Source organism: Nonomuraea maheshkhaliensis, assembly GCF_039529435.1.
Taxonomy (GTDB): domain Bacteria; phylum Actinomycetota; class Actinomycetes; order Streptosporangiales; family Streptosporangiaceae; genus Nonomuraea; species Nonomuraea maheshkhaliensis.
In genome coordinates this window covers 173,093-193,710 of sequence record NZ_BAAAMU010000004.1, presented here as the reverse complement: position 1 = coordinate 193,710, position 20,618 = coordinate 173,093, and the positions used below count along the sequence as shown (strand labels likewise).

Genomic DNA, 20,618 nt, shown 5'->3' with positions numbered 1-20,618 from the left:
GCCCACCTGGAAGAGCGGCGTCCTGCTGGTGTCGCGCACCGGCTGCGGCGCCTCGGAATGAGCGGCGCACAGGTCGGCACGGCACCTCGGAAGGATTGGTTCAGGGGCGGTTCAGCGCTCGACCTCGCCCCTGATGAACTTCTCGACGTAGTCGCGGGCCTCGTCGTCGGAGTACTGCTTGGGCGGCGACTTCATGAAGTACGAGGACGCCGACAGGATCGGCCCGCCGATGCCCCGGTCGAGCGCGATCTTGGCCGCCCGCACCGCGTCGATGATGATCCCCGCCGAGTTGGGCGAGTCCCACACCTCCAGCTTGTACTCCAGGTTGAGCGGCGTGTCACCGAACGAGCGCCCTTCCAGGCGGACGTAGGCCCACTTGCGGTCGTCGAGCCACGGCACGTGGTCCGACGGGCCGATGTGCACGTCGGCCTTGCCCATCTCGTGCGGGATCTGCGAGGTGACCGACTGCGTCTTGGAGATCTTCTTCGACTGGAGCCGCTTGCGCTCCAGCATGTTCATGAAGTCCATGTTGCCGCCGAAGTTCAGCTGGTACGTGCGCAGCAGCTCGACCCCGCGGTCCTCGAACAGCTTGGCCAGCACGCGGTGCGTGATCGTGGCGCCGACCTGCGACTTGATGTCGTCACCCACGATCGGCACGCCGGCCTCGGTGAACTTCTCCGCCCACACCGGGTCGGAGGCGATGAAGACCGGCAGCGCGTTGACGAAGGCCACCTTCGCGTCCAGCGCGCACTGCGCGTAGAAGCGGTCGGCCTCCTCCGAGCCCACCGGCAGGTAGGAGACGAGCACGTCGACCTGGTTGTCACGGAGCACCTGGACCACGTCGACGGGCGTCTCGTCGGACTCGTCGATGATCTCCTGGTAGAACTCGCCCAGGCCGTCGAAGGTGTGGCCCCGCTGGACGGTCACCCCCGTGGGCGGCACATCCGTGATCTTGATCGTGTTGTTCTCGCTGGCGACGATGGCCTCGGACAGGTCGCGGCCGACCTTCTTGGCGTCCACGTCGAAGGCGGCGACGAACTCGACGTCGCCGACGTGGTAGTCGCCGAACTTCACGTGCATGAGGCCCGGCACCCGTGTGTCCGGGTCCGCGTCCTTGTAGTAGTGAACGCCCTGGACCAGTGACGACGCGCAGTTGCCGACACCGACAATGGCCACGCGAACCGAACCCATCGCACTCGCTCCTTTACTCATCAGTTGACGTATCTCTTTCGGGCCTGTCCTCCGACGAGGCCCGACGCTCAGTTGCGATCAGCTCGTTCAGCCAGCGCACCTCGCGTTCGACGGACTCGAGCCCGTGACGTTGCAGCTCAAGCGTGTAACTGTCGAGACGCTCCCGAGTGCGCGCCAGCGCGGTGCGCACCGCGTCGAGCCGCTCCTCCAGCCGGCTCCTGCGGCCTTCGAGGATGCGCAGGCGCACCTCCGCCTCGGTGTGGCGGAAGAAGGCGAAGTGCACCCCGAAGCTCTCGTCCTCCCAGGCGGAAGGACCGGCCTGCGTCAGCATGTCCTGCAGTCGTTCCTTGCCCTCTGCGGTCAGCTTGTAGACGATCTTCGATCTGCCGCCGACGATCGCGGCGGGAGCGGGCTGCTCCTCCGCGATGAGGCCCTGGGCCAGGAGCGAGCGCAGGCACGGGTACAGCGACCCGTAGGAGAACGCACGGAACATCCCCAGCAGGGCGTTGAGCCGTTTGCGCAGCTCGTAGCCGTGAAGCGGAGTCTCGTGCAGCGACCCGAGCACGGCCAGTTCCAGGACTCTGCCCTGTCCGCCGGCCATGGGAACCGTCCCCTCTCGCGTCTATGTATCGAGCCGATACATCACGAGGATACGTCGGGTCGCTATATGACGGCAATCTCTGAATCTGCCAAGCCGTTGGGATCAACCCGAAAAACGCCGTAGTCTGGCGCCCATGTGGTCACAGAGAAGGGTGGTGGATTACGGCCTCGCGAAACGGGCGGTGGTCCGCTCCCTGCGTTCGGGGCGCGCCTCGCGCGGCGACGTCTGTGACGCACAGCCCTACCTCCTTCGCGCGGCGCGCCACTTCGGCGAACCGACCGAACGCCCCTGCCCGGTCTGCGAAAGGGAGAACGTCACCAACGTGACCTATGTCTACGGCGATTGCCTCGGAAGGCATGCCGGTCAGGCAAAGGTCGCATCAGAACTCGCCGCAATGGCCCATGATTACGATGAGTTCCGGGTGTACGTGGTCGAGGTCTGCCAAGGTTGTTCCTGGAATCACCTGACGGTTTCGTACGTCCTCGGGAACGGACCGCCTGACCTCGTCGGCCAAGCGTGATGACCGAGGGCGGCGAGAAACCTCACGCCCGACCGCCGTTTCTGTTCCGATGACGTTGCGAGGACGTGTGAGTAACAGCATGAACGAGGGGACCGGCCGCCCGGGGAGACGCCGACGCTCCAGCTCACCCCGTTCTTTGCCACAAAATGGCGCACCCCAAACCGGCGACCAGGGTTGGGACTCCAGGCAACCGCCACGCCGCGCGGAGGCCGCGTACGAGCAGACCGGCGCCATGGCCGCGCAGCCGTACGACGAGGGCCCGCCTCGGCGTCCCGAGCCGCGGCAGGCGCGCGCCGAGCACCACCAAGGCCCTGGTGACCCCTACCAGCGCGGTGGCGAGCAGCCGCCGCGCTCGCACGCGCGCCAGGACACGCGCGGGGTGACCAACCAGGAGACGATCGTCAGCGACGGGCCGCGGCGCTCACGCCGTCGCGGCGCGGGCGGCCCGCCCGAACCTCCTGGGCCTCCGAGGCCGCCGAGAGAGAAGGACGGCGGCGGCAGAGGCGGCTGGCGCAGGTTCGTCCCGAGCTGGAAGATCGTGGTGGCCGGCGCCGTGGTGCTCGCGGCCGGCCTGTTCGGCATGGTCATGGTCGCGTACGCCAACACCCCCGTGCCCGACGCCGCGCAGGCGGACGCGCTGGCCCAGCAGAGCACGATCTACTACCGGGACGGCAAGCACGTCATCGCCAAGCTGGGCTACAAGCGCGAGATCGTGCCGATCGAGAAGATGGCCGACAGCGTCAAGGACGGCGCGGTGGCCATCGAGAACGACACGTTCTACGAGGACTCCGGCATCTCCATCTCCGGCATGTTCCGCTCGCTCTGGAACACCGCGACCGGGCAGCAGCTCCAGGGTGCCTCGACGATCACCCAGCAGATGGCCCGCGGCTACTACGACGGCCTCAGCCAGGAGGTCTCGATCAAGCGGAAGGTCATGGAGATCTTCGTCGCGGTCAAGCTCGACGACACCATGACCAAGGACGAGATCCTCGCCACCTACCTCAACACGGTCAACTTCGGCCGGGCCTACGGCGTGGAGGCCGCCGCCAAGGCGTACTTCGGCCCCCGCGTCACCGCCGCCAAGCTGACCCCCGAGCAGGGCGCCTACCTCGCCGCGCGCATCCAGCAGCCCGCGTGGGCCCCCGACGCCCCCGAGCTCAAGTGGCGCTTCAACACGGTCATCCAGTACATGGCCGAGCAGTGGCCGGAGAAGTACGGCAACCTGCCGAAGACCGCCAAGTTCCCCAAGACGATCAAGAACTCCGGCGACGGCGGCCTCGGCGGCCTCAACGGCTACATGGTCGAGCAGGTGCTGCAGGAGCTGAAGCAGCGCGGTCTGACGCCTGACGAGGTCAAGAGCGGTGGCTACGACATCGTCTCGACCTTCGACAGGAAGCTCATGAAGGCCGCGCAGACCGCGATGAAGAGCACGCGCAAGGCCTTCAACATGTCCACCGAGTTCCACGGCGGCCTGGCCGCGGTGGACCCGAAGAACGGGCGCGTCCTCGCCTTCTACGGCGGTGACGACTACCTCACCGACCCGTGGAACGAGCCCTTCCAGTCGACCAAGCAGGCGGCCTCCGCGTTCAAGCCGTACGTGCTGGCGGCCTGGCTGCAGGCCGGTTACTCGCTCAAGAGCTACGTGCCGGGCAACCAGACCGTGCCCAAGGAGCTGCCCGGCCAGCAGGCGGGCGGCATCAAGAACAGCCACAACGTCGGCGCGGCCGTGGACGTGATCAAGGCCACCGCCCAGTCGGTCAACACGGCGTTCGTGTCGATGGCGTTCAAGCTGCCCAACCAGCTCGACGACGTCAAGAACCTGGTCGAGTCGGCCGGGTTCAACACCCAGCGCATGGAGGACGACGTCAAGGTCCACCACTACCAGTTCGCCATCGGCAGCGCACTGGTGACGCCGGTGGAGCAGGCGGCCGGATACGCGATCTTCGCCAACGGCGGGAAATACACCCGCTACCACGTGGTGCGCCAGGTCAAGCTCAACGGCAAGGTCGCCTACCCCGAGCAGGCCCCCTCCAAGTCGGTCATCGACCCCGGCGTGGCGGCCGACTCCACGATCGCCATGCAGGAGGTGCTCAAGTCGGGCACCGCGGCGGGCAAGGGCCTGGGCGCCCGGCCGGCGGCCGGCAAGACCGGTACGAACAACGACGAGAAGGAAGCCTGGTTCGTCGGCTACACGCCGCAGATCTCCACGGCGGTCGGGTTCTACCGCGAGCAGTGCGTGACCAAGACGGGCCGGGTCGTCCCGCCCGAGCACTCCAACTGCCCGATCTTCCGCAAGGGCAGCAAGAAGTTCGGGCCGAACAACCCGTACACACGGCCCAAGGAGGTCTCGCTCGGGTTCGAGGGCGCCGGCCCGCCCACGATCGCCTGGCAGAAGTTCATGCAGCTCGCCCACGAGGGCCTGCCCGTCGAGCAGTTCCCCGACCGGGCCGAGGTGGGCGTGCCGGAGAACATCGTGCCGAGCCCGACGCCGACCCCGACTCCGACGCCGGAGAGCGACAACCCGTTCGACAGCGACAACCCGTTCGACCAGGGCGACGAGGACTGCTTCATCAACTGCGGCGACGACGCAGGCACCGATGACGACGCCTCCATCGACGACGGTCTCGACGAGGACACCGGCGGTCCGGGTTCGGGCGACCTCGACTTCTCGAACGGCGGCGCCGCTCCCGACGCCAGACCCACAGGGACCGGCCCGATGTACTTCAGGCCAGAGGACCAGTGACGAGCACAGAGGCACGCGCCACCTGGGTGACGCGTGCCGTGCCTTATCTGCCCCTCGGCCTGATCGCGGCCCTCGGCGCGAGCCTGGCGTACGTGGTGCGCCTGCCCTGCCGCACCGGGGGCTGGAACGACCAGGTCACCACGTACACGAACTTCTGCTACACCGACATCTACCCCCTCTACTTCGACAGGGAGCTGGCCACCCAGAACCCCTACTTCGCCCAGGTGCCGTTCGACAAGCAGGTCGAATACCCCGTGGTGCTGGGCGAGGTCATGCAGGTGATGAGCTGGATCTCGCGGGCGCTGGAGCTGGACAAGGTCGCGCAGGCCGTGCGCTTCTACGACCTGACCGTGATCCTGCTCGGCGTCTGCCTCGTGATCGGCGTGCTGCTGATGGCCGCGGTGGCCGGCCCGACGCGCCGGTGGGACTCCCTCTGGTACGCGATCTCGCCGGCCGTGGTGCTGGCCGCCTACATCAACTGGGACCTGGTCGCCGGCGCGCTGTCCATGGGCATGCTGCTGGCCTGGAAGCAGCAGCGGCAGGTGACGGCCGGGGTGCTGCTGGGGCTGGCCATCGCGACCAAGTTCTATCCGCTCATGTTCGTGGGCGCGCTGTTCCTGCTCACGTTGCGCACCGCGCGATGGCGGCCCTTCCTGGTGACCTCCGCCGCGGGCGCGGGCGCGTGGCTGGCGGTGAACCTGCCGTTCATGATCTTCGCGTGGGACGGCTGGCGCAGGTTCTACGTCTTCTCCGAGGAACGCGGGGTCGACTGGGGCTCGGCCTGGCTGTTCTTCCAGAACAAGGGCTGGCCGGTCCTCGGCACCGGGGACGTGAGCGTGCTCGGGATGGCGTCGCTGGTGATCATGTGCGCCGGCATCGCCGTGCTCACGCTGGCGGCGCCGCGCCGGCCGCGGCTGGCGCAGATCTGCTTCCTCGCGCTGGCCGCGTTCATGATGACGAACAAGGTGTGGTCGCCGCAGTTCGTGCTGTGGCTGGTGCCGCTCGCGGTGCTGGCCAGGCCCAACTGGAAGCCGCTGGTGCTGTGGCAGCTGGCCGAGGTCTGGTATTTCGTGGCCATCTGGCTCTATCTGGTCGGCCAGTCGCCGCTCGACCGCGACGACCTGGGCATCGGTGACGACACTTACTTCACCGCCGTCTGGGGCCGGATCATCACCATCGGGATCATGATGGCGTTCGTGGTGCGTGACATCCTGCGCCCCGAGAAGGACACGGTGCGTCAGGCGGGCATCGACGACCAGACGGGCGGCGTGTTCGACGGCGCCCAGGACCGTTTCACGCTGGCGGCCCTCGTCCGATGAGTGCCCGCTCGACACCGGGCGCCCCGGCCGGATGATCACCCGCTCCACCGGCCGGGACGCGCTGCTGCTCTGGTTCGGTTCACGGGCGGGGTTGCTGGTGGCGACCCTGCTCGGCGCGACGCTGTCCGGGTACGCCGACAAGTGGCGCAAGTGGGACACGACGCTGTTCATCACCATCGCCGAGCACGGATACGACGGCGAGCCGGGACAGCCGGTGGACGACGGCCTGCCCGCGTTCCTTCCCGGACTGCCCGTGGCGTTGCGGCTGGTCCACCTCGTGGTGCCGGACTGGGCGGCGGCCGGGCTGATCGTCTCGCTGGTGGCCGGGGCCGTCGCCATGGTCGCGCTGGCCCGGCTGGCCGAGGTCGAGGGCGCATCGGGCTGGATGGCCGTGCTGGCGCTGCTGCTCTTCCCCATGGCGGTGTTCCTGGCCGCCGGATACAGCGAGTCGCTGTTCCTGGCCTTCGCGATCCCGGCGTGGCTGGCCGCCAGGCAGGGGCGCTGGCCGGCCGCCGTGCTGCTGGCCGCGGGGGCCTCGTGCGTGCGGATCACGGGGTTGTTCCTGGCGGTCGCGCTGGTGGTGGAGTTCGCGATGCGCGGGGAGTCGTTGCGGCGGGTGGGGTGGCTGGTCGTGCCGGTGCTTCCGCTGGTGGCGTACTCGTATTACCACTACGGCAGGACCGGCGACTGGCTGGCCTGGAAGCACGCGCAGGAAGCCGGCTGGGGGCGGGACTTCGCCTGGCCGTGGGAGGCGTGGGCGACGACCTGGCACACGGCCATGGGCGGGGGCGACTTCGCGGTGGCCTTCCGGATGGAGCTGGCCGGGGCCGTGGTGGTGGTCGCCGGGCTGGTCTGGCTGCTCGTCCTGCGGCGGTGGAGCGAGGCCGTCTACACGGGCACGCAGGCGGCGGCGTTGATGACCTCGGCCTACTACCTGTCGATCCCGCGCTCGCTGCTGCTGTGGTTTCCGCTGTGGGTGCTGGTGGCCAGGGTCGCGACCAGGCGGACGTGGGTGATCGTCCTTTATGCCCTGATCTCGGGGCCGCTGATGCTGGTCAACGCCGGGCGTTTCCTGAGTGGCGCGTGGGCGGGCTGAGACCTCTACCCACTTTTTCGTCTCGGTAATCCAGGGAAGTTATCCACAGGCTGTGTGCAACCGGCCATGGACTGGTGGGTCACAGGTTCTTGCGCAGGAAGGCGATGTCGTCGGCCTGGCCCTCGGCGGGCGTCTCCACCACGATCGGCGCCCCGGCCGCCCGGCAGACCGCGAGGATCAGCTCGGGGTCGATCTTGCCCTGGCCCAGGTTGGCGTGGCGGTCGGCGCCCGAGTCGAAGTCGTCGCGCGAGTCGTTGCAGTGGACGAGGTCGATGCGGCCGGTGATGGCCTTGACCCGCTCGACCACGTCGACCAGCTCCTCGCCGCCGGCGTGAGCGTGACAGGTGTCGAGGCAGAAGCCCACGTCGAACCCGTCGAGCGCCTCCCACAGCCGGGCGATGCGGTCGAGCTTTCGCGCCATCGCGTTGCCGCCGCCCGCGGTGTTCTCGATCAGCACCGGGATGGGGCACTCCATGCGCTCGAACACCTTGCGCCAGTTGTCGAACCCGGCCTGCGGGTCGTCGCTCTTGTTGACGTGGCCGCCGTGCACGATCAGGCCCTTGGCGCCGAGCCCGGCGGCCGCCTTCAGGTGCTGTTCGAGCAGCTTGCGGCTGGGGATCCTGATGCGGTTGTTGGTGGTCGCCACGTTGACCAGGTAGGGCGCGTGGATGTAGATGTCGACGCCCTCGACCGGCTGCTCGGGCAGCACGGGCTTGTCGTAACCCTGCGGGTCGCCCAGGAAGAACTGCACCACCTCGGCCCCCACCTGGGCGGCGTGGGCGGCGGGGTCGTCCTGACCGACATGAGCTCCGATGCGCACCATGCCGACGAGCTTATCCCGCGCCCTTCGTCCCGAGCCCTGGTCCCGGAGCCCTTGCCGCCCGCCCTGAACCCGGGCCCCGAGCCGGAGCCACGAGCCGGAGCCCTGTCGCGAGCCCGCTGAGCGGTGTTTGGCCGGCGCGCCGGAGGGCAGTCGGGAGGCGCCCCCTACCCCGAGGAGAAACCCTATGAGCCGCTGGCGCTTACGAGCGCTGATCGTCCTGGTCTACGTGATCGTCGGCATCTACGTCGCCTGGGTCTACGACTACATCACACCGGGGCTGCTGCGGGACCTCGCGGAGGCGCTGCTCGCGGTGTTCCTCTGGTTCCTGATCCTGCTCGGCATAGACCTGCACATCGGCGCGTGAGTCACATATCGGATGGCCCCGGCAGACGTGCTGCCGGGGTCGTCTCTCGTGTGCGCAGTGCTTATGGTGGGGCTTACGGGTGGGGCTCATGGGGGGGTCATGGGTGGGGGAGGAAGCCGCCGTGGGCGATGCCCAGCGCGGCTCCGACGAACGCGCCGACGAGCCCCACGATGTTGAGCACCCGCTGCGGCGTCGTCGCCGAGACGTATTGTGAGTAGAGCCCCACGCCGAACCCGAGCGTGCCGACCCACGACGCGATCATGTGCGCCGAGGTCCAGAACGTCGCGACGAAGGCGACCACGCCGCACACCAGGGTGACGACGGCGAGAACGTTTTCCACCGGATGCGGGCGTCCGTCGGTGTTGAGCGTGAGCCTGAAGCGTTCCCTCTCGGAGGGTTGAAGCACATGTGGCACGACCACCACCCCCTAGGTTTCCTAAAGGCCTTCCCACCTACTCGCTGCTGGTAACCTGGGGCACGCTGCGTTGTGATGGATGATCCATCAGCCCGGGCTGCCGAAAGGGGCCCGCCCGGGGCAAGACGTCAGCGTCCTCCTGTCACGGCAGAGTGTCGTGACCGCAAGAGTCCAGAGGAGGTTGGAGTCCCGCATGCGTCGTTACGAAGTAATGGTCATTCTGGACCCTTCGCTCGATGAGCGCACCGTCGCGCCGTCCCTCGACCAGTTCCTCACCGTGGTCCGCAACGACGGCGGCACCGTGGAGAAGGTCGACGTCTGGGGCCGTCGCCGTCTCGCCTACGACATCGACAAGAAGTCGGAAGGCATCTACGCCGTCATCGACCTGTCCGCGCAGCCCGCGACGGTCAAGGAGCTCGACCGGCAGATGAACCTCAACGAGGGCATCCTGCGCACCAAGGTCCTGCGTCCGGACGTGCACTAACCTCCGGTTTTTGTCGGGGGAGCCCCGTACTCTGAGCCGTAACCCAAGCGAAGGCGTGCAGGAAGGCGAGCGCTAGCCATGGCAGCAGGCGACACCGTAATCACCATCGTCGGCAACCTGGTCGACGACCCGGAGCTGCGCTTCACCCCGACGGGGCAAGCGGTGGCTCGATTCCGCATCGCGTCCACTCCGCGGTTCATGGATCGACAGACCAACGAGTGGAAAGACGGCGAGAGCCTCTTCCTGACCTGCAACGTCTGGCGGCAGGCGGCGGAGAACGCCGCCGAGAGCCTCCAGCGCGGCATGCGGGTCATCGTGCAGGGGCGGCTCAAGCAGCGGTCTTACGAGACCAAGGAAGGCGAGAAGCGCACGGTCTACGAGGTCGAGGTCGACGAGGTCGGCCCGTCTCTGCGCAACGCCACCGCCAAGGTCAACCGCACCTCCCGCCAAGGTGGGGGCGGCGGCGGCGGCTTCGGCGGCGGTCCCGCCGACGATCCGTGGGCCTCGGCCACCCCAGCCCCGCCTCAGGGCGGCGGCTTCCAGGGTGGCGGAGGCGGCGGCTTCGGCGGCGGTGGCGGTGGTCAGCAGAGCGGCGGCTTCGGCGGCGGCGGCAACGACTTCAGCGACGAACCGCCTTTCTAAATCCCAGTCCACAAGCCCGAGTCCATTCCCGCTCTGACAGCGGGGCTCTGAAAGGAGCACCACGATGGCCAAGCCGGCACTGCGCAAGCCCAAGAAGAAGGTTTGCCTGTTCTGCCACGACAAGATCTCCTACGTCGACTACAAGGACACGGCGCTGCTGCGGAAGTTCATCTCCGACCGCGGCAAGATCCGTGCACGCCGGGTGACGGGCAACTGCACCCAGCACCAGCGTGACGTGGCGACCGCGATCAAGAACGCCCGTGAGGTGGCTCTGCTGCCTTACACGAGCACCGCGCGCTAAGGAGGCCTGTCGAAATGAAGCTCATCCTCACCAACGAGGTCTCCGGCCTCGGCACCCCCGGCGACGTCGTCGAGGTCAAGGACGGCTACGGCCGTAACTACCTCATCCCGCGCGGCTACGCCATGCGCTGGACGCGCGGCGCCGAGAAGCAGATCGAGACCATCCGCAAGGCTCGCGACGCTCGCGAGATCCGCGACCTCGGCACCGCCAAGGAGGTCGCCGGCCAGATCGGCGCGCTGCGCGTCCGCCTGGCCACCCGCGCGGGCGACTCCGGCCGCCTGTTCGGCTCGATCACCACGGGCGACATCGCCGAGGCCGTCAAGGCCGCCGGCGGCCCGATCCTCGACCGCCGCCGCATCGAGATCGTCAACCCGATCAAGAGCGTCGGCTCCCACAAGGTCACCGTCAAGCTGCACCCCGAGGTGTCGGCTTCGGTCGACGTCGAGGTCGTCGCAGGCTGACGCCTGTTTTGAGAAGGCCCTCGCTCGCGGGGGTCTTTTCTTCTTTCAGGCCATCCTCTTTTACGGCAGGCCACCGCGAACCACCCGCCGCACTTCGGCTGAGGGCCCTCCAGGAAACGGCCTCTGACCCTTCACCGGCGGGCCGCCGTGACGCGAGCCCAGGTGGGCCGATTGCCGTGGTCAGCTGGGCCCCCGGGACGATAATCCCTAGTCCATCGGCGTAGAATGCCCTCGTTTCTCTGGCACGTTCCCCCTGGAGGCTTGGCCGTGGCCCGTCCCCTCATGCTGCTCGCGCTGGCCGTGGCGCTCGTCGGTTGCGCACCGGTCGACGACACGGCGACCACGGCCGCCCCCACCACCTCCACCGCCTGCACCAAGGAGCAGCTCGCCCTGGTCACGCCGGGCAAGCTGACGATCGGCACCGACAAGCCCGCCTACGAACCCTGGTTCAAGGACGACGACCCTGCCAACGGGCAGGGGTTCGAGAGCGCGGTGGCGTTCGCCGTGGCGGGAGAGCTCGGCTTCGACCGCACCGAGGTGCAGTGGAACACGGTGAAGTTCGACACCGCGTTCGCGCCGGGGGAGAAGCAGTTCGACTTCGACGTCAACCAGGTCTCGATCACCCCTGACCGGGCCAAGGCGGTCGATTTCAGCAAGGGCTACTACACCGTCAAGCAGGCCATCGTGGCGGTCGAGGGCGGGAAGTACGCCGGCGCGAAGGGCCTGGCCGAGCTCAAGGACGCGAAGATCGGCGTACAGGTCGGGACGACCTCCCTCGAAGCGGTCAAGAACGTCATCAAGCCGTCTAGCGACCCCAACGTCTACAACGAGCAGATCGACGCGGTGAACGCGCTGAAGAACAAGCAGGTCGACGCGCTCGTCGTCGACCTGCCGACGGCGTTCTACGTGACGGCGGCCCAGGTGGAGAAGTCGAAGATCGTCGGCCAGTTCAGCTCGACGGGCGGCACGCCCGAGGAGTTCGGGCTGGTCATGGAGAAGGGCAGCGCGCTCAAGCCGTGCGTGGACAAGGCCGTGGACGCCCTGAAGACGAAGGGCGAGCTGGCCAGGATCGAGCAGGCGTGGCTCGGCTCGGCGGCGGGCGCCCCCGAACTGCGATGAGCGAGTGGGTCAAGTCCGAGCGCCAGGTCAAGCGGGAGCAGGTCCGCAGGTCGTACGCGCGCCGCTCGGCCTCGATCGCGACGGCCTCGACGATCGTCTTCATCGTCCTGCTCGTCTGGCTGGTCTCCCGCTCGCCGGGCTGGCCCCGGGTGCGGGCGACGTTCTTCGACGGCGGCCAGTTCGCCGAGGCGCTGCCCGACGTGCTGGAAGGGTTCCTGCTCAACATCAAGATCTTCCTCATCGCCGAGCCGCTGATCCTCATCGTGGGGCTGCTGGTGGCGCTGGCCAGAGGCGTCAGGACGCCCGCCTTCTTCCCGATCAGGGCCCTCGCCACCCTCTACACCGACGTGTTCCGTGGCGTGCCGACGATCCTGGTGATCTACCTCATCGGGTTCGGGCTTCCGGCGCTCAGGCTGCAGGGCATCCCCACGGACCTGGCGACGCTGGGGATCATCGCGCTGACGCTCTCCTACGGCGGATACGTGGCCGAGGTCTTCCGCTCCGGCATCGAGTCCGTGCATCCCAGCCAGGTGGCGGCGGCCCGCTCGCTCGGGCTGAGCCACGTCAAGACGATGCGGTTCGTGGTGCTGCCGCAGGCCACCCGCCGGGTCGTGCCGCCGCTGCTGAACGACTTCGTCTCGCTGCAGAAGGACACCGCCCTGGTGGCCACGATCGGGCCGCTGGAGGCCCTGCGGCAGGCGCAGATCCACGCGTCCAGCACGTTCAACTACACGCCCTACCTGGTCGCCGCGCTGCTGTTCATCCTGCTCACCATCCCCATGGCCCGGTTCACCGACCACCTGGCCGCCCGTACGCGCAGGAGGCGCGGAGCATGAGCGAGCCGACGACCACCCGCCGCCCCGCAGGGGAGGCGGCATGAGCCTGCTGACGATCGAAGGGGTGTGGAAGAACTTCCAGGGTCATCACGTGCTGCGCGGCATCGACCTGGAGGTGGCCCCGCACGAGGTGGTCAGCCTCATCGGGGCCTCCGGCTCGGGCAAGTCCACGCTCCTGCGCTGTGTCAACCTGCTGGAGACCGTGGACGACGGCAGCATCTACCTCGACGGCGAGGAGATCACCGACCCACGGGCGAACGTGGACCAGGTGCGCAAGCGGCTCGGCATCGTGTTCCAGGCGTTCAACCTGTTCCCGCACATGACCGTGCTGGACAACATCACGCTGGCGCCCCGCCAGGTGCACCGGGTGGAGCGGGCGCGGGCCGAGGAGCAGGCGTACGACCTGCTGGCCAGGTTCGGACTGGCGGAGAAGGCGCGAGCCTACCCCGACCGGCTCTCGGGCGGCCAGCAGCAGCGGGTGGCCATCATCAGAGCGCTGGCCACCCAGCCCAGGCTGATGCTGCTGGACGAGGTCACCTCGGCGCTCGATCCGGCCCTGGTCGTCGAGGTGCTGGGGATCATCAGGGAGCTCAAGGAGTCGGGGATGACGATGATCCTCACGACCCACGAAATGGGCTTTTGTCGGGATATCTCTGACACGGTGTGCTTCCTCGACGGGGGCGTGCTGCTGGAGAAGGGCTCGCCCGAGCAGATCTTCACCGCGCCTGAGCAGCCGCGTACCCAGGAGTTCCTGCGCAGCGTGCTGGAGTCGGGCCGGTTCTAGCGGCCGTGCGCCGGCATGGTGAACCGGCCCTCGGTCCTGATCAGCTCGCTCTGGCGCAGCAGTGCGCCGGTTTCAGCGCCTGTGCCGGCCGTGCACCGGTCGCGGGGGCGGGTTCGGGCGGGCCAGGAGGCTGTGGCGGCGGCCGTACACGAGATAGACGAGCAGGCCGAAGGCCATCCACAGGACGAACCAGGCCCAGGTCAGCACGCGCAGGTTGACCATGAGCCAGAGCGTGGCCAGCAGCGACAGCGCCGGCAGCAGCGGCGAGAGCGGCACCCGGAAACCCCGTTCCAGGTGCGGCATGCGCCGCCGCATCACGATCACCCCCGCCGCCACGAACGCGAACGCGAACAGCGTCCCGAGCACCACGAGCTCCTGCATCGTGAGCACCGGCACGAACTCGGCCAGTACGATCGCCACCAACCCGATCACCAGCGTCACCCGCGAAGGCGTGTGGTAGCGGCGGCTGACCGTGGCCAGGCCGCGCGGGATCAGTCCGTCGCGGGCCATCGAGAACAGCACCCGCGTCTGCCCCACGATCAGCACGAGGATCACGGTGGTCAGCCCGAGCACCGCGCCCACGTCGATGACGTGCACCATCCAGTCCACGCCCACGGCCCTGAACGCGCTCGCCAGCGGCGCGTCCTCGGAGATCCGTGTGTACGGGGCCAGGCCCACCATGACCAGCGCCACCGCGATGTAGATGACGGTGGCGATCACCAGGCTGCGGATCATGCCCTTGGGCACGGCCTTGCGCGCGTTCACGGTCTCCTCGGCGGAGGTGGCCACGATGTCGAACCCGATGTAGGCGAACGCGATCGCCGAGGCCGCCGCGAAGATGCCGAACCAGCCGAACGCCTGGCTCTCGCCGTAGAAGATCTCCAGTATGGTCGCCGGCGCGGCCTCCAGCGTCTTGGGCGGGACGTAGAACTCGCCGTAGTTGGCCACGTCGATGTGCATGACCCCGACGACGATGACCGCGCCGATGGCCAGCAACTTGGCCGACACCATGATCCACAGCGCCCGCAGCCCGATCCGCGCGCCCAGCGCCACGATGCCGGTGAGCAGCACCAGGATCACGAACACCAGCAGATCCTGCACGATGCCGGAGGCGGGGACGCGCACGCCGAAGTTCGCCACCGCGCCGACGGCGATCTCGCCCCAAGCCCTGGCCACCACCGCCGCGGCCAGCTGCAGCTCCAGGATCAGCGCCCAGCCGATGATCCACGCCCAGACCTCGCCGAAGATGACGTACGTGAACGTGTACGCGCTGCCCGAGGTCGGCATCGTGGAGGACAGCTCGGCGTAGCACAGGCACGCGAGCAGGCAGGCGATCCCCGCGATCATGAACGACAGGATCACGCCGGGCCCCGCCGTGGTGGCGGCCTGACGGCCGGCGATGCTGAAGATGCCGGCGCCGATCATCACACCGAGTCCGAGCACCACCAGATCGGCCGGTCGGTAGAGCTCGGCCAGGCTGTGCCGGGCGCCGGTACGCAGGCCGGTCGCCTCGGAAGGCGGTAAGCGCCGCAGGATCGTGGACAAGGAACACCCCGCTCAGGGAACTCGCCCACAATGTCTCACCCCTCGGACAACAGCAAGCACGAAACCATCACGTTGGCACTCCAACCAGGGCTACCGTGCGACGTCATGCTCGGGCGCTCGGGCGCGCGGAGTCGCGGAGGCGCGGTCCGGGCGCGGGGAGCGGCGGCGATCGGGCGGATGTCGTTGACGCGTCTATGCGCCGGTCACCAGCCAGGCGGCGCCGGCCGCCCGCCGGGTCAGGGTGATCCACCGGGCCACCATCCACACCCCCAGCGCACACCAGAGCGCCACCACCCCGAACCCCCACGCGAGCAGCGCCGCCGGAAGGTACGCCACCGTCGTCCACACCCCCGCCCACGCCAGGTACCGCTGATCGCCCGCCCCGATCAGCACCCCGTCGAGCACGAACACCACCCCGCACACCGGCTGGAACAACGCCACCGGCCACAGCAGCGCCAGCAGCAGCTCGGCCACCCGCGGATCGGCGTCGAACAGGCCGGGCAGCACCGGCCTGGCGGCCACGACGAGCAGCCCGAGCGCCACGCCCGACCAGAGGCCCCACTGGGTCATCCGCCTGGTCGCGGCCCTGGTGGCGGGCACGTCTCCGGCGCCGAGAGAACGCCCGGTGATGGCCTGCCCCGCGATGGCGATGGCGTCCAGCGCGAAGGCGAGCAGCGTCCACACCTGCGTGGCCAGCGCGTACGCGGCCAGCTCGGCCTCGCCCATCCTGGTCGCGATCACGGTGGCCACGATCAGCACGATCCGCAGGCACAGGGTGCGGATCAGCAGCGCGACCCCGGCCGTGCCCGCCTGCCTGATCCCGTCCATGCTGGGCGCCAGCGACGTACCCAGCCGGATCGCCCCCCGAGCCACCACGACCAGATAGACGGCCGCCCCCGCCACCTGGGCGATCACCGTGCCCCACGCCGACCCGGCGATGCCCCAGCCGAGCCCCAGCACGAACCAGGCGTTCAGCCCCGCGTTCAACGCGAAGGACCCCACGGCCACCACCAGCGGCGTCACCGTGTCCTGCAGCCCGCGCAGCACGCCGGTGCCGGCCAGCACGACGAGCATGCCGGGCGCGCCGATCAGGCTGATCCGCAGGTACGTCACCGCCTGCGCGGCCTGTGTGCCCGTCGCGCCGATCAGCTCCACGATCGCCGGCGCCAGCGGCCAGCACACCAGGATCAGCCCGGCCCCGATCGCCAGAGCCAGCCAGATGCCGTCCACACCGCTGCGCATGGCCCGCGCGTGGTTGCCCGCGCCCGACTGGCGGGCCACGGAGGCGGTGGTGCCGTAGGCGAGGAAGACGCACAGGTTGATCAGCGTCGTCAGGACCGTGCCCGCCACCCCCAGGGCGCCCACCGCCGTGGTGCCCAGGCCATGACCCACGATGGCGTAGTCGGCGAGCAGGAACAACGGCTCGGCCACCAGGGCCCCGAACGCGGGCACGGCGAGCCGAAGAATCTCCCGATCTCTGGAGGTAATGGGCATTCGTCCAGTATGGACCTTACTCGGCGTGTCGGGCCAACTTTCTTTAGTCCACAGCCGGTGGACACTGTTCGCCCTGCTCACCCGGGGTTCTGTGGATATCCGAAAGAGTTATCCCCAGGGCCGTCCACAGGTCGTTCACACCTTCAGCGGGATAGTGCACAGCTTGACCACAGGGTTGTCCACAGGCCACGTTGCCGTCTGCCCGCGACTCCGAGAAACTGTCACACCGGTCGACTACATATGGGGGTGGTGCGACCGCCTGCAAGTGTCTGAGGGGGCGCGGTGAGCATTGACGAGGAAGAGGCCGGCGGAGGCCCAGGTTTCGAGCGCACACCGCCTCACAACATCGACGCGGAGCAGTCGGTCCTCGGCGGCATGCTGCTGTCGAAGGACGCCATCGCCGACGTCGTCGAGATCCTGCGCGCCGACGACTTCTACCGCCCGGCCCACCAGATGGTCTACGAGGTCATCACCGACCTCTACGGCCGCGGCGAGCCGGCCGACGCCGTCACGGTCTTCGACGAGTTGCAGAAACGCGGCGAGATGGCCCGGGTGGGCGGCGCCGCCTACCTCCACACCCTCACGGCGGTCGTCCCCACGGCCGCCAACGCCGGCTACTACGCAAAGATCGTCCGCGAGCAGGCCATCCTGCGCCGCCTCATCGAGGCCGGCACCCGCATCGTCTCCTTCGGCTACGGCGGCCAGAACGAAGAGGTCGACGACCTCGTCGACCGCGCCCAGGCGGAGGTCTACAAGGTCACCGAGCGGCGCACCTCCGAGGACTACGCGCCCCTGGCCGACATCATGCCCGGCGCCCTCGACGAGCTGGAGGCCATCGGCAGCCGCAGCGGCCAGATGGTCGGCGTCCCGACCGGCTTCGCCGACCTCGACCAGCTCACCAACGGCCTGCACCCCGGCCAGATGATCGTCGTCGCCGCCCGCCCCGCCATCGGCAAGGCGCTGTCCCTCGACACCCCCCTGCCGACGCCGACCGGCTGGACGACGATGGGCGAAGTCCAGGTGGGCGACCTGCTCCTGGACGCCGACGGCCGCCCGACCAGGGTGCTCGCGGCGACCGAGGTGCTGCGGGGGCGGCCGTGTTACGAGGTGGAGTTCGACGACGGCACCGTGATCATCGCCGACGCTCACCACCAGTGGCTCACCACTCGCCGCGCCCTCCCGGCATACGCCACGACGGCCGCCGAACTGTCCAGCGGCCTTCCGACGCAGGCCACGGCGGTAGCCGAGCGCGAAGGGGTGCTCACCACGACGGAGGCCAAACGCCGTCTGGTGCTCACGACGGAAGAGATCGCCGCCTCCCTCCTCGACCCGTTCACCGGCCGGCCGAACTACTCGGTGCCCGTGGCGGCGCCGTTCCAGCTCACGCCCCAGGACGTGCCGCTGCCGCCGTACGCGCTGGGAGTCTGGCTGGGTGACGGCCACACCGCGACGGCCCGCATCAGCACCGCCGACCCCGAGATCATCGCCCACCTGGAGGCCGAGGGCCTGCACGTCACCGAGGCCGGCACCGCCCTCACCCACGACCTGTCCCTCCCAGAACCGGCCACCCAGCCATCGGCCGAACAGCCACCAGCGGGCCAGCTGCCACCCCAACCATCCTCCAGGGGCGCCGTTCCCGACATCCTTCTTGAGCTGGGCGTTCTCCACGACCAGCACATCCCCACCATCTACCTCCGCTCCTCGGAGCAGCAACGACGTGACCTGCTGGCCGGCCTGCTCGACACCGCCGGACACATCGACGCGGACGGGCACATCCAGCTCGCCCTGGCGAACCGGCGGCTCGCGTACGACGCGCTGGAGCTCATCCGCAGCCTCGGCCACACCGCGACAATCCGCACCGAGCCGATGACCGGGCCGATGACCGGGCCGATGACCGGGCCGAACACCGACCCGAACACCGACCCGACACCCGAGACCCCGGCCTGCCACCTGATCGACTTCACCGCGCCCGGCCAGGTCTTCCGGCTCCCCAGAAAGGCCGCCACGCAGGCCACCGCGGCCCCCGCGGCCATCCGCGTCCGCCACATCGTCGCCGTACGGCCGATCCCCTCACGCTCGGTCCGCTGCGTGGAGGTCGACAACGCCGACCACCTCTACCTCGCCGGCCGCGCCTGCGTCCCCACCCACAACAGCACGCTCGGCCTCGACTTCGCCCGCTCCGCCGCGATCAAGTACGGGATGACCACGGTCATCTTCTCCCTGGAGATGTCCCGCAACGAGATCACCATGCGTCTGCTGTCGGCCGAGGCCCGCGTCTCGCTGCAGAACATGCGTTCGGGCACGATGAGCGACGACGACTGGACCCGCCTGGCCCGCCGGATGAGCGAGGTGGCCGAGGCGCCGCTGTTCATCGACGACTCGCCCAACATGTCGATGATGGAGATCCGGGCCAAGTGCCGCCGCCTCAAGCAACGCAACGAGCTGCGGTTCGTGGTCATCGACTACCTCCAGCTGATGAGCTCACCGAAGAAGACGGAGAGCCGCCAGAACGAGGTCTCGGAGATCTCCCGTGCCATCAAGCTGCTGGCCAAGGAGCTGGAGGTCCCCGTCATCGCGATCTCCCAGCTCAACCGAGGCCCCGAACAACGCACCGACAAACGCCCCCAGGTCTCCGACCTGCGCGAGTCGGGCTGCCTGACGGCGGACACGAGAATCCTCCGGGCCGACACCGGCGCCGAGGTGTCGCTGGGCGAGCTGCTGGAGTCCGGTGCCCGCGACATCCCGGTGTGGTCTCTCGACGGGAAGCTGCGGCTCGTCCCGCGGACCATGACCCACGTGTTCCCCAGCGGAACGAAGGAGGTCTTCCGGCTGCGGCTCGCGTCCGGCAGAGAGATCAAGGCGACTGCCAACCACCCCTTCATGACCCTCGACGGATGGCGCTCTCTGGGCGAACTCGCCGCCGGAGCGCGCGTTGCCGTGCCGCGTCACGTCTCCGCTCCCCGGGACCTCCAGGAATGGCCGGACGGCGAGGTGATCCGGCGCAGTCAGGACAGGTCGGTCCCCGAAGGCGTCTTCTCCCTCCCCAAGCGGCAGATCGCGCTGTACCTGCGGCATCTGTGGGCGACCGGCGGATGCGTCCGGTGGGATGACGAGCTGGGACGGGCACACGTCTCCTACGCCGCCACGAGCCGCCGCCTGGTCGACGACGTCGCGCGGCTGCTGCTGCGATTCAACGTGATGACCAGGATCGAGGAGGTCACGAAGGAGGGTCGTCCGGCGGAACATCACCTGTTCGTTCACGGCGCGGACAACCAACTCCGCTTCCTGGAGGACGTCGGCGCCCACGGCGAGCAGTCCGCGCACGCCGGCCGGTGCGGCTCCGCCCTGCGCGAGCTGGCCGGTGTCGGCGGCGTCGACACCGTTCCGCACAAGGTGTGGGAGCGCGTCCGCGAAACCCTGACCGAGCGGGACGGCACCCTTCCATCCCCGACCGGCGCCGGTCGCCGCGCGAGCACGGTGTCCGAGCCTGCTCAGAGCCGGGGAGGACTGGGACAGATCGCCGCGATCCTCGACGATGCCGATCTGGACATCGTGGCCACGAACGACGTGTTCTGGGATGAGGTCGCCTCCGTCGAGAGCCTCGGCGAACAGCCGGTGTACGACGCCACCGTGCTCGGCACCCACAACTTCGTGGCCAACGGGATCAGCGTTCACAACTCCATCGAGCAGGACGCCGACATGGTCATCCTGTTGCACCGGGAGGACGCCTACGAGCGCGAGTCGCCCCGGGCCGGTGAGGCCGACCTGATCGTGGCCAAGCACCGTAACGGCCCCACCGCCACCGTGACAGTCGCCTTCCAGGGTCACTACAGCCGCTTCGTGGACATGGCCCAGCACTGAGGCAGGTCGGCTTGCCGAC

General features: G+C 68.8%; 19 protein-coding genes. 13 read left to right on the top strand and 6 right to left on the bottom strand.

The window, feature by feature from the left end:
* Positions 1–111 precede the first annotated feature (111 nt).
* Both ABFX54_RS05015 and ABFX54_RS05010 read right to left on the bottom strand, forming a co-directional pair.
* Positions 112–1,191, bottom strand: a complete 1,080-nt coding sequence (locus ABFX54_RS05015) for an inositol-3-phosphate synthase (protein ID WP_346101750.1) — start codon at positions 1,189–1,191, stop codon at positions 112–114.
* A 13-nt stretch (positions 1,192–1,204) separates the two neighbouring features.
* Entirely contained in the window at positions 1,205–1,792 is a 588-nt protein-coding gene (locus ABFX54_RS05010) for a PadR family transcriptional regulator (protein WP_346101748.1), read from the bottom strand.
* A 133-nt stretch (positions 1,793–1,925) separates the two neighbouring features.
* On the opposite strand from ABFX54_RS05010, the gene ABFX54_RS05005 reads away from it, so the two are divergent.
* The 4 genes from ABFX54_RS05005 (at position 1,926) to ABFX54_RS04990 (ending at position 7,470) form a co-directional block, all read left to right on the top strand.
* Complete coding sequence (locus ABFX54_RS05005) at positions 1,926–2,312, top strand: DUF5318 family protein (RefSeq protein ID WP_346101746.1); 387 nt, start codon at positions 1,926–1,928, stop codon at positions 2,310–2,312.
* 232 nt (positions 2,313–2,544) lie between these two features.
* The gene (locus ABFX54_RS05000) at positions 2,545–5,055 is read left to right on the top strand and encodes a transglycosylase domain-containing protein (RefSeq protein WP_346101744.1); all 2,511 of its coding nucleotides are present in this window, start codon (positions 2,545–2,547) and stop codon (positions 5,053–5,055) included.
* Between the two features lie 38 nt (positions 5,056–5,093).
* Positions 5,094–6,374, top strand: a complete 1,281-nt coding sequence (locus ABFX54_RS04995; RefSeq protein WP_346101742.1) for a glycosyltransferase family 87 protein — start codon at positions 5,094–5,096, stop codon at positions 6,372–6,374.
* A 31-nt stretch (positions 6,375–6,405) separates the two neighbouring features.
* Positions 6,406–7,470: a mannosyltransferase family protein gene (locus ABFX54_RS04990; protein WP_346101740.1), complete on the top strand. Its 1,065-nt coding sequence runs from the start codon at positions 6,406–6,408 to the stop codon at positions 7,468–7,470.
* A gap of 79 nt (positions 7,471–7,549) precedes the next feature.
* Here ABFX54_RS04990 and ABFX54_RS04985 read toward each other — a convergent pair whose 3' ends face one another.
* Positions 7,550–8,293, bottom strand: coding sequence for a deoxyribonuclease IV (locus ABFX54_RS04985; RefSeq protein WP_346101739.1), 744 nt, complete (start codon positions 8,291–8,293; stop codon positions 7,550–7,552).
* Positions 8,294–8,477: 184 nt separating this feature from the next.
* On the opposite strand from ABFX54_RS04985, the gene ABFX54_RS04980 reads away from it, so the two are divergent.
* Complete coding sequence (locus tag ABFX54_RS04980; RefSeq protein WP_346101737.1) at positions 8,478–8,657, top strand: hypothetical protein; 180 nt, start codon at positions 8,478–8,480, stop codon at positions 8,655–8,657.
* A 97-nt stretch (positions 8,658–8,754) separates the two neighbouring features.
* Here the strand turns inward: ABFX54_RS04980 and ABFX54_RS04975 are convergent, their stop codons facing one another.
* The gene (locus tag ABFX54_RS04975; RefSeq protein WP_346101735.1) at positions 8,755–9,072 is read right to left on the bottom strand and encodes a hypothetical protein; all 318 of its coding nucleotides are present in this window, start codon (positions 9,070–9,072) and stop codon (positions 8,755–8,757) included.
* A 193-nt stretch (positions 9,073–9,265) separates the two neighbouring features.
* Here ABFX54_RS04975 and rpsF point away from each other — a divergent pair, with 193 nt between their 5' ends.
* The 7 genes from rpsF (at position 9,266) to ABFX54_RS04940 (ending at position 13,699) form a co-directional block, all read left to right on the top strand.
* Entirely contained in the window at positions 9,266–9,556 is a 291-nt protein-coding gene (rpsF, locus tag ABFX54_RS04970; RefSeq protein WP_106242878.1) for a 30S ribosomal protein S6, read from the top strand.
* Positions 9,557–9,634: 78 nt separating this feature from the next.
* Complete coding sequence (locus tag ABFX54_RS04965) at positions 9,635–10,198, top strand: single-stranded DNA-binding protein (protein ID WP_346101734.1); 564 nt, start codon at positions 9,635–9,637, stop codon at positions 10,196–10,198.
* A 64-nt stretch (positions 10,199–10,262) separates the two neighbouring features.
* Entirely contained in the window at positions 10,263–10,499 is a 237-nt protein-coding gene (rpsR, locus tag ABFX54_RS04960; RefSeq protein ID WP_020543048.1) for a 30S ribosomal protein S18, read from the top strand.
* 14 nt (positions 10,500–10,513) lie between these two features.
* On the top strand, positions 10,514–10,960 hold the full coding sequence (gene rplI / locus ABFX54_RS04955) for a 50S ribosomal protein L9 (RefSeq protein WP_346101731.1): 447 nt from the start codon (positions 10,514–10,516) through the stop codon (positions 10,958–10,960).
* A 267-nt stretch (positions 10,961–11,227) separates the two neighbouring features.
* Positions 11,228–12,079, top strand: a complete 852-nt coding sequence (locus ABFX54_RS04950) for an ABC transporter substrate-binding protein (protein ID WP_346101729.1) — start codon at positions 11,228–11,230, stop codon at positions 12,077–12,079.
* Complete coding sequence (locus tag ABFX54_RS04945; RefSeq protein WP_346101727.1) at positions 12,076–12,915, top strand: amino acid ABC transporter permease; 840 nt, start codon at positions 12,076–12,078, stop codon at positions 12,913–12,915. Before ABFX54_RS04950 ends, ABFX54_RS04945 begins: the two co-directional genes overlap by 4 nt.
* Positions 12,916–12,955: 40 nt before the next feature.
* Positions 12,956–13,699, top strand: coding sequence for an amino acid ABC transporter ATP-binding protein (locus ABFX54_RS04940; protein WP_346101725.1), 744 nt, complete (start codon positions 12,956–12,958; stop codon positions 13,697–13,699).
* Between the two features lie 72 nt (positions 13,700–13,771).
* On the opposite strand, the gene ABFX54_RS04935 is transcribed toward ABFX54_RS04940, so the two are convergent.
* Positions 13,772–15,244, bottom strand: a complete 1,473-nt coding sequence (locus ABFX54_RS04935; RefSeq protein ID WP_346101723.1) for an APC family permease — start codon at positions 15,242–15,244, stop codon at positions 13,772–13,774.
* Between the two features lie 192 nt (positions 15,245–15,436).
* On the bottom strand, positions 15,437–16,738 hold the full coding sequence (locus tag ABFX54_RS04930) for an MATE family efflux transporter (protein WP_346101721.1): 1,302 nt from the start codon (positions 16,736–16,738) through the stop codon (positions 15,437–15,439).
* A gap of 282 nt (positions 16,739–17,020) precedes the next feature.
* Here ABFX54_RS04930 and dnaB point away from each other — a divergent pair, with 282 nt between their 5' ends.
* Positions 17,021–20,599, top strand: a complete 3,579-nt coding sequence (dnaB, locus tag ABFX54_RS04925) for a replicative DNA helicase (protein WP_346101720.1) — start codon at positions 17,021–17,023, stop codon at positions 20,597–20,599.
* Positions 20,600–20,618: the final 19 nt, after the last annotated feature.

Coding starts and splice junctions, on each gene's coding strand:
- ABFX54_RS05015 (WP_346101750.1), bottom strand. CDS start 1,191: ATGGGTTCGGTTCGCGTGGCCATTGTCGGTGTCGGCAACTGCGCGTCG.
- ABFX54_RS05010 (WP_346101748.1), bottom strand. CDS start 1,792: ATGGCCGGCGGACAGGGCAGAGTCCTGGAACTGGCCGTGCTCGGGTCG.
- ABFX54_RS05005 (WP_346101746.1), top strand. CDS start 1,926: ATGTGGTCACAGAGAAGGGTGGTGGATTACGGCCTCGCGAAACGGGCG.
- ABFX54_RS05000 (WP_346101744.1), top strand. CDS start 2,545: ATGGCCGCGCAGCCGTACGACGAGGGCCCGCCTCGGCGTCCCGAGCCG.
- ABFX54_RS04990 (WP_346101740.1), top strand. CDS start 6,406: ATGATCACCCGCTCCACCGGCCGGGACGCGCTGCTGCTCTGGTTCGGT.
- ABFX54_RS04985 (WP_346101739.1), bottom strand. CDS start 8,293: ATGGTGCGCATCGGAGCTCATGTCGGTCAGGACGACCCCGCCGCCCAC.
- ABFX54_RS04980 (WP_346101737.1), top strand. CDS start 8,478: ATGAGCCGCTGGCGCTTACGAGCGCTGATCGTCCTGGTCTACGTGATC.
- rpsF (WP_106242878.1), top strand. CDS start 9,266: ATGCGTCGTTACGAAGTAATGGTCATTCTGGACCCTTCGCTCGATGAG.
- ABFX54_RS04965 (WP_346101734.1), top strand. CDS start 9,635: ATGGCAGCAGGCGACACCGTAATCACCATCGTCGGCAACCTGGTCGAC.
- rpsR (WP_020543048.1), top strand. CDS start 10,263: ATGGCCAAGCCGGCACTGCGCAAGCCCAAGAAGAAGGTTTGCCTGTTC.
- rplI (WP_346101731.1), top strand. CDS start 10,514: ATGAAGCTCATCCTCACCAACGAGGTCTCCGGCCTCGGCACCCCCGGC.
- ABFX54_RS04945 (WP_346101727.1), top strand. CDS start 12,076: ATGAGCGAGTGGGTCAAGTCCGAGCGCCAGGTCAAGCGGGAGCAGGTC.
- ABFX54_RS04940 (WP_346101725.1), top strand. CDS start 12,956: ATGAGCCTGCTGACGATCGAAGGGGTGTGGAAGAACTTCCAGGGTCAT.
- ABFX54_RS04930 (WP_346101721.1), bottom strand. CDS start 16,738: ATGCCCATTACCTCCAGAGATCGGGAGATTCTTCGGCTCGCCGTGCCC.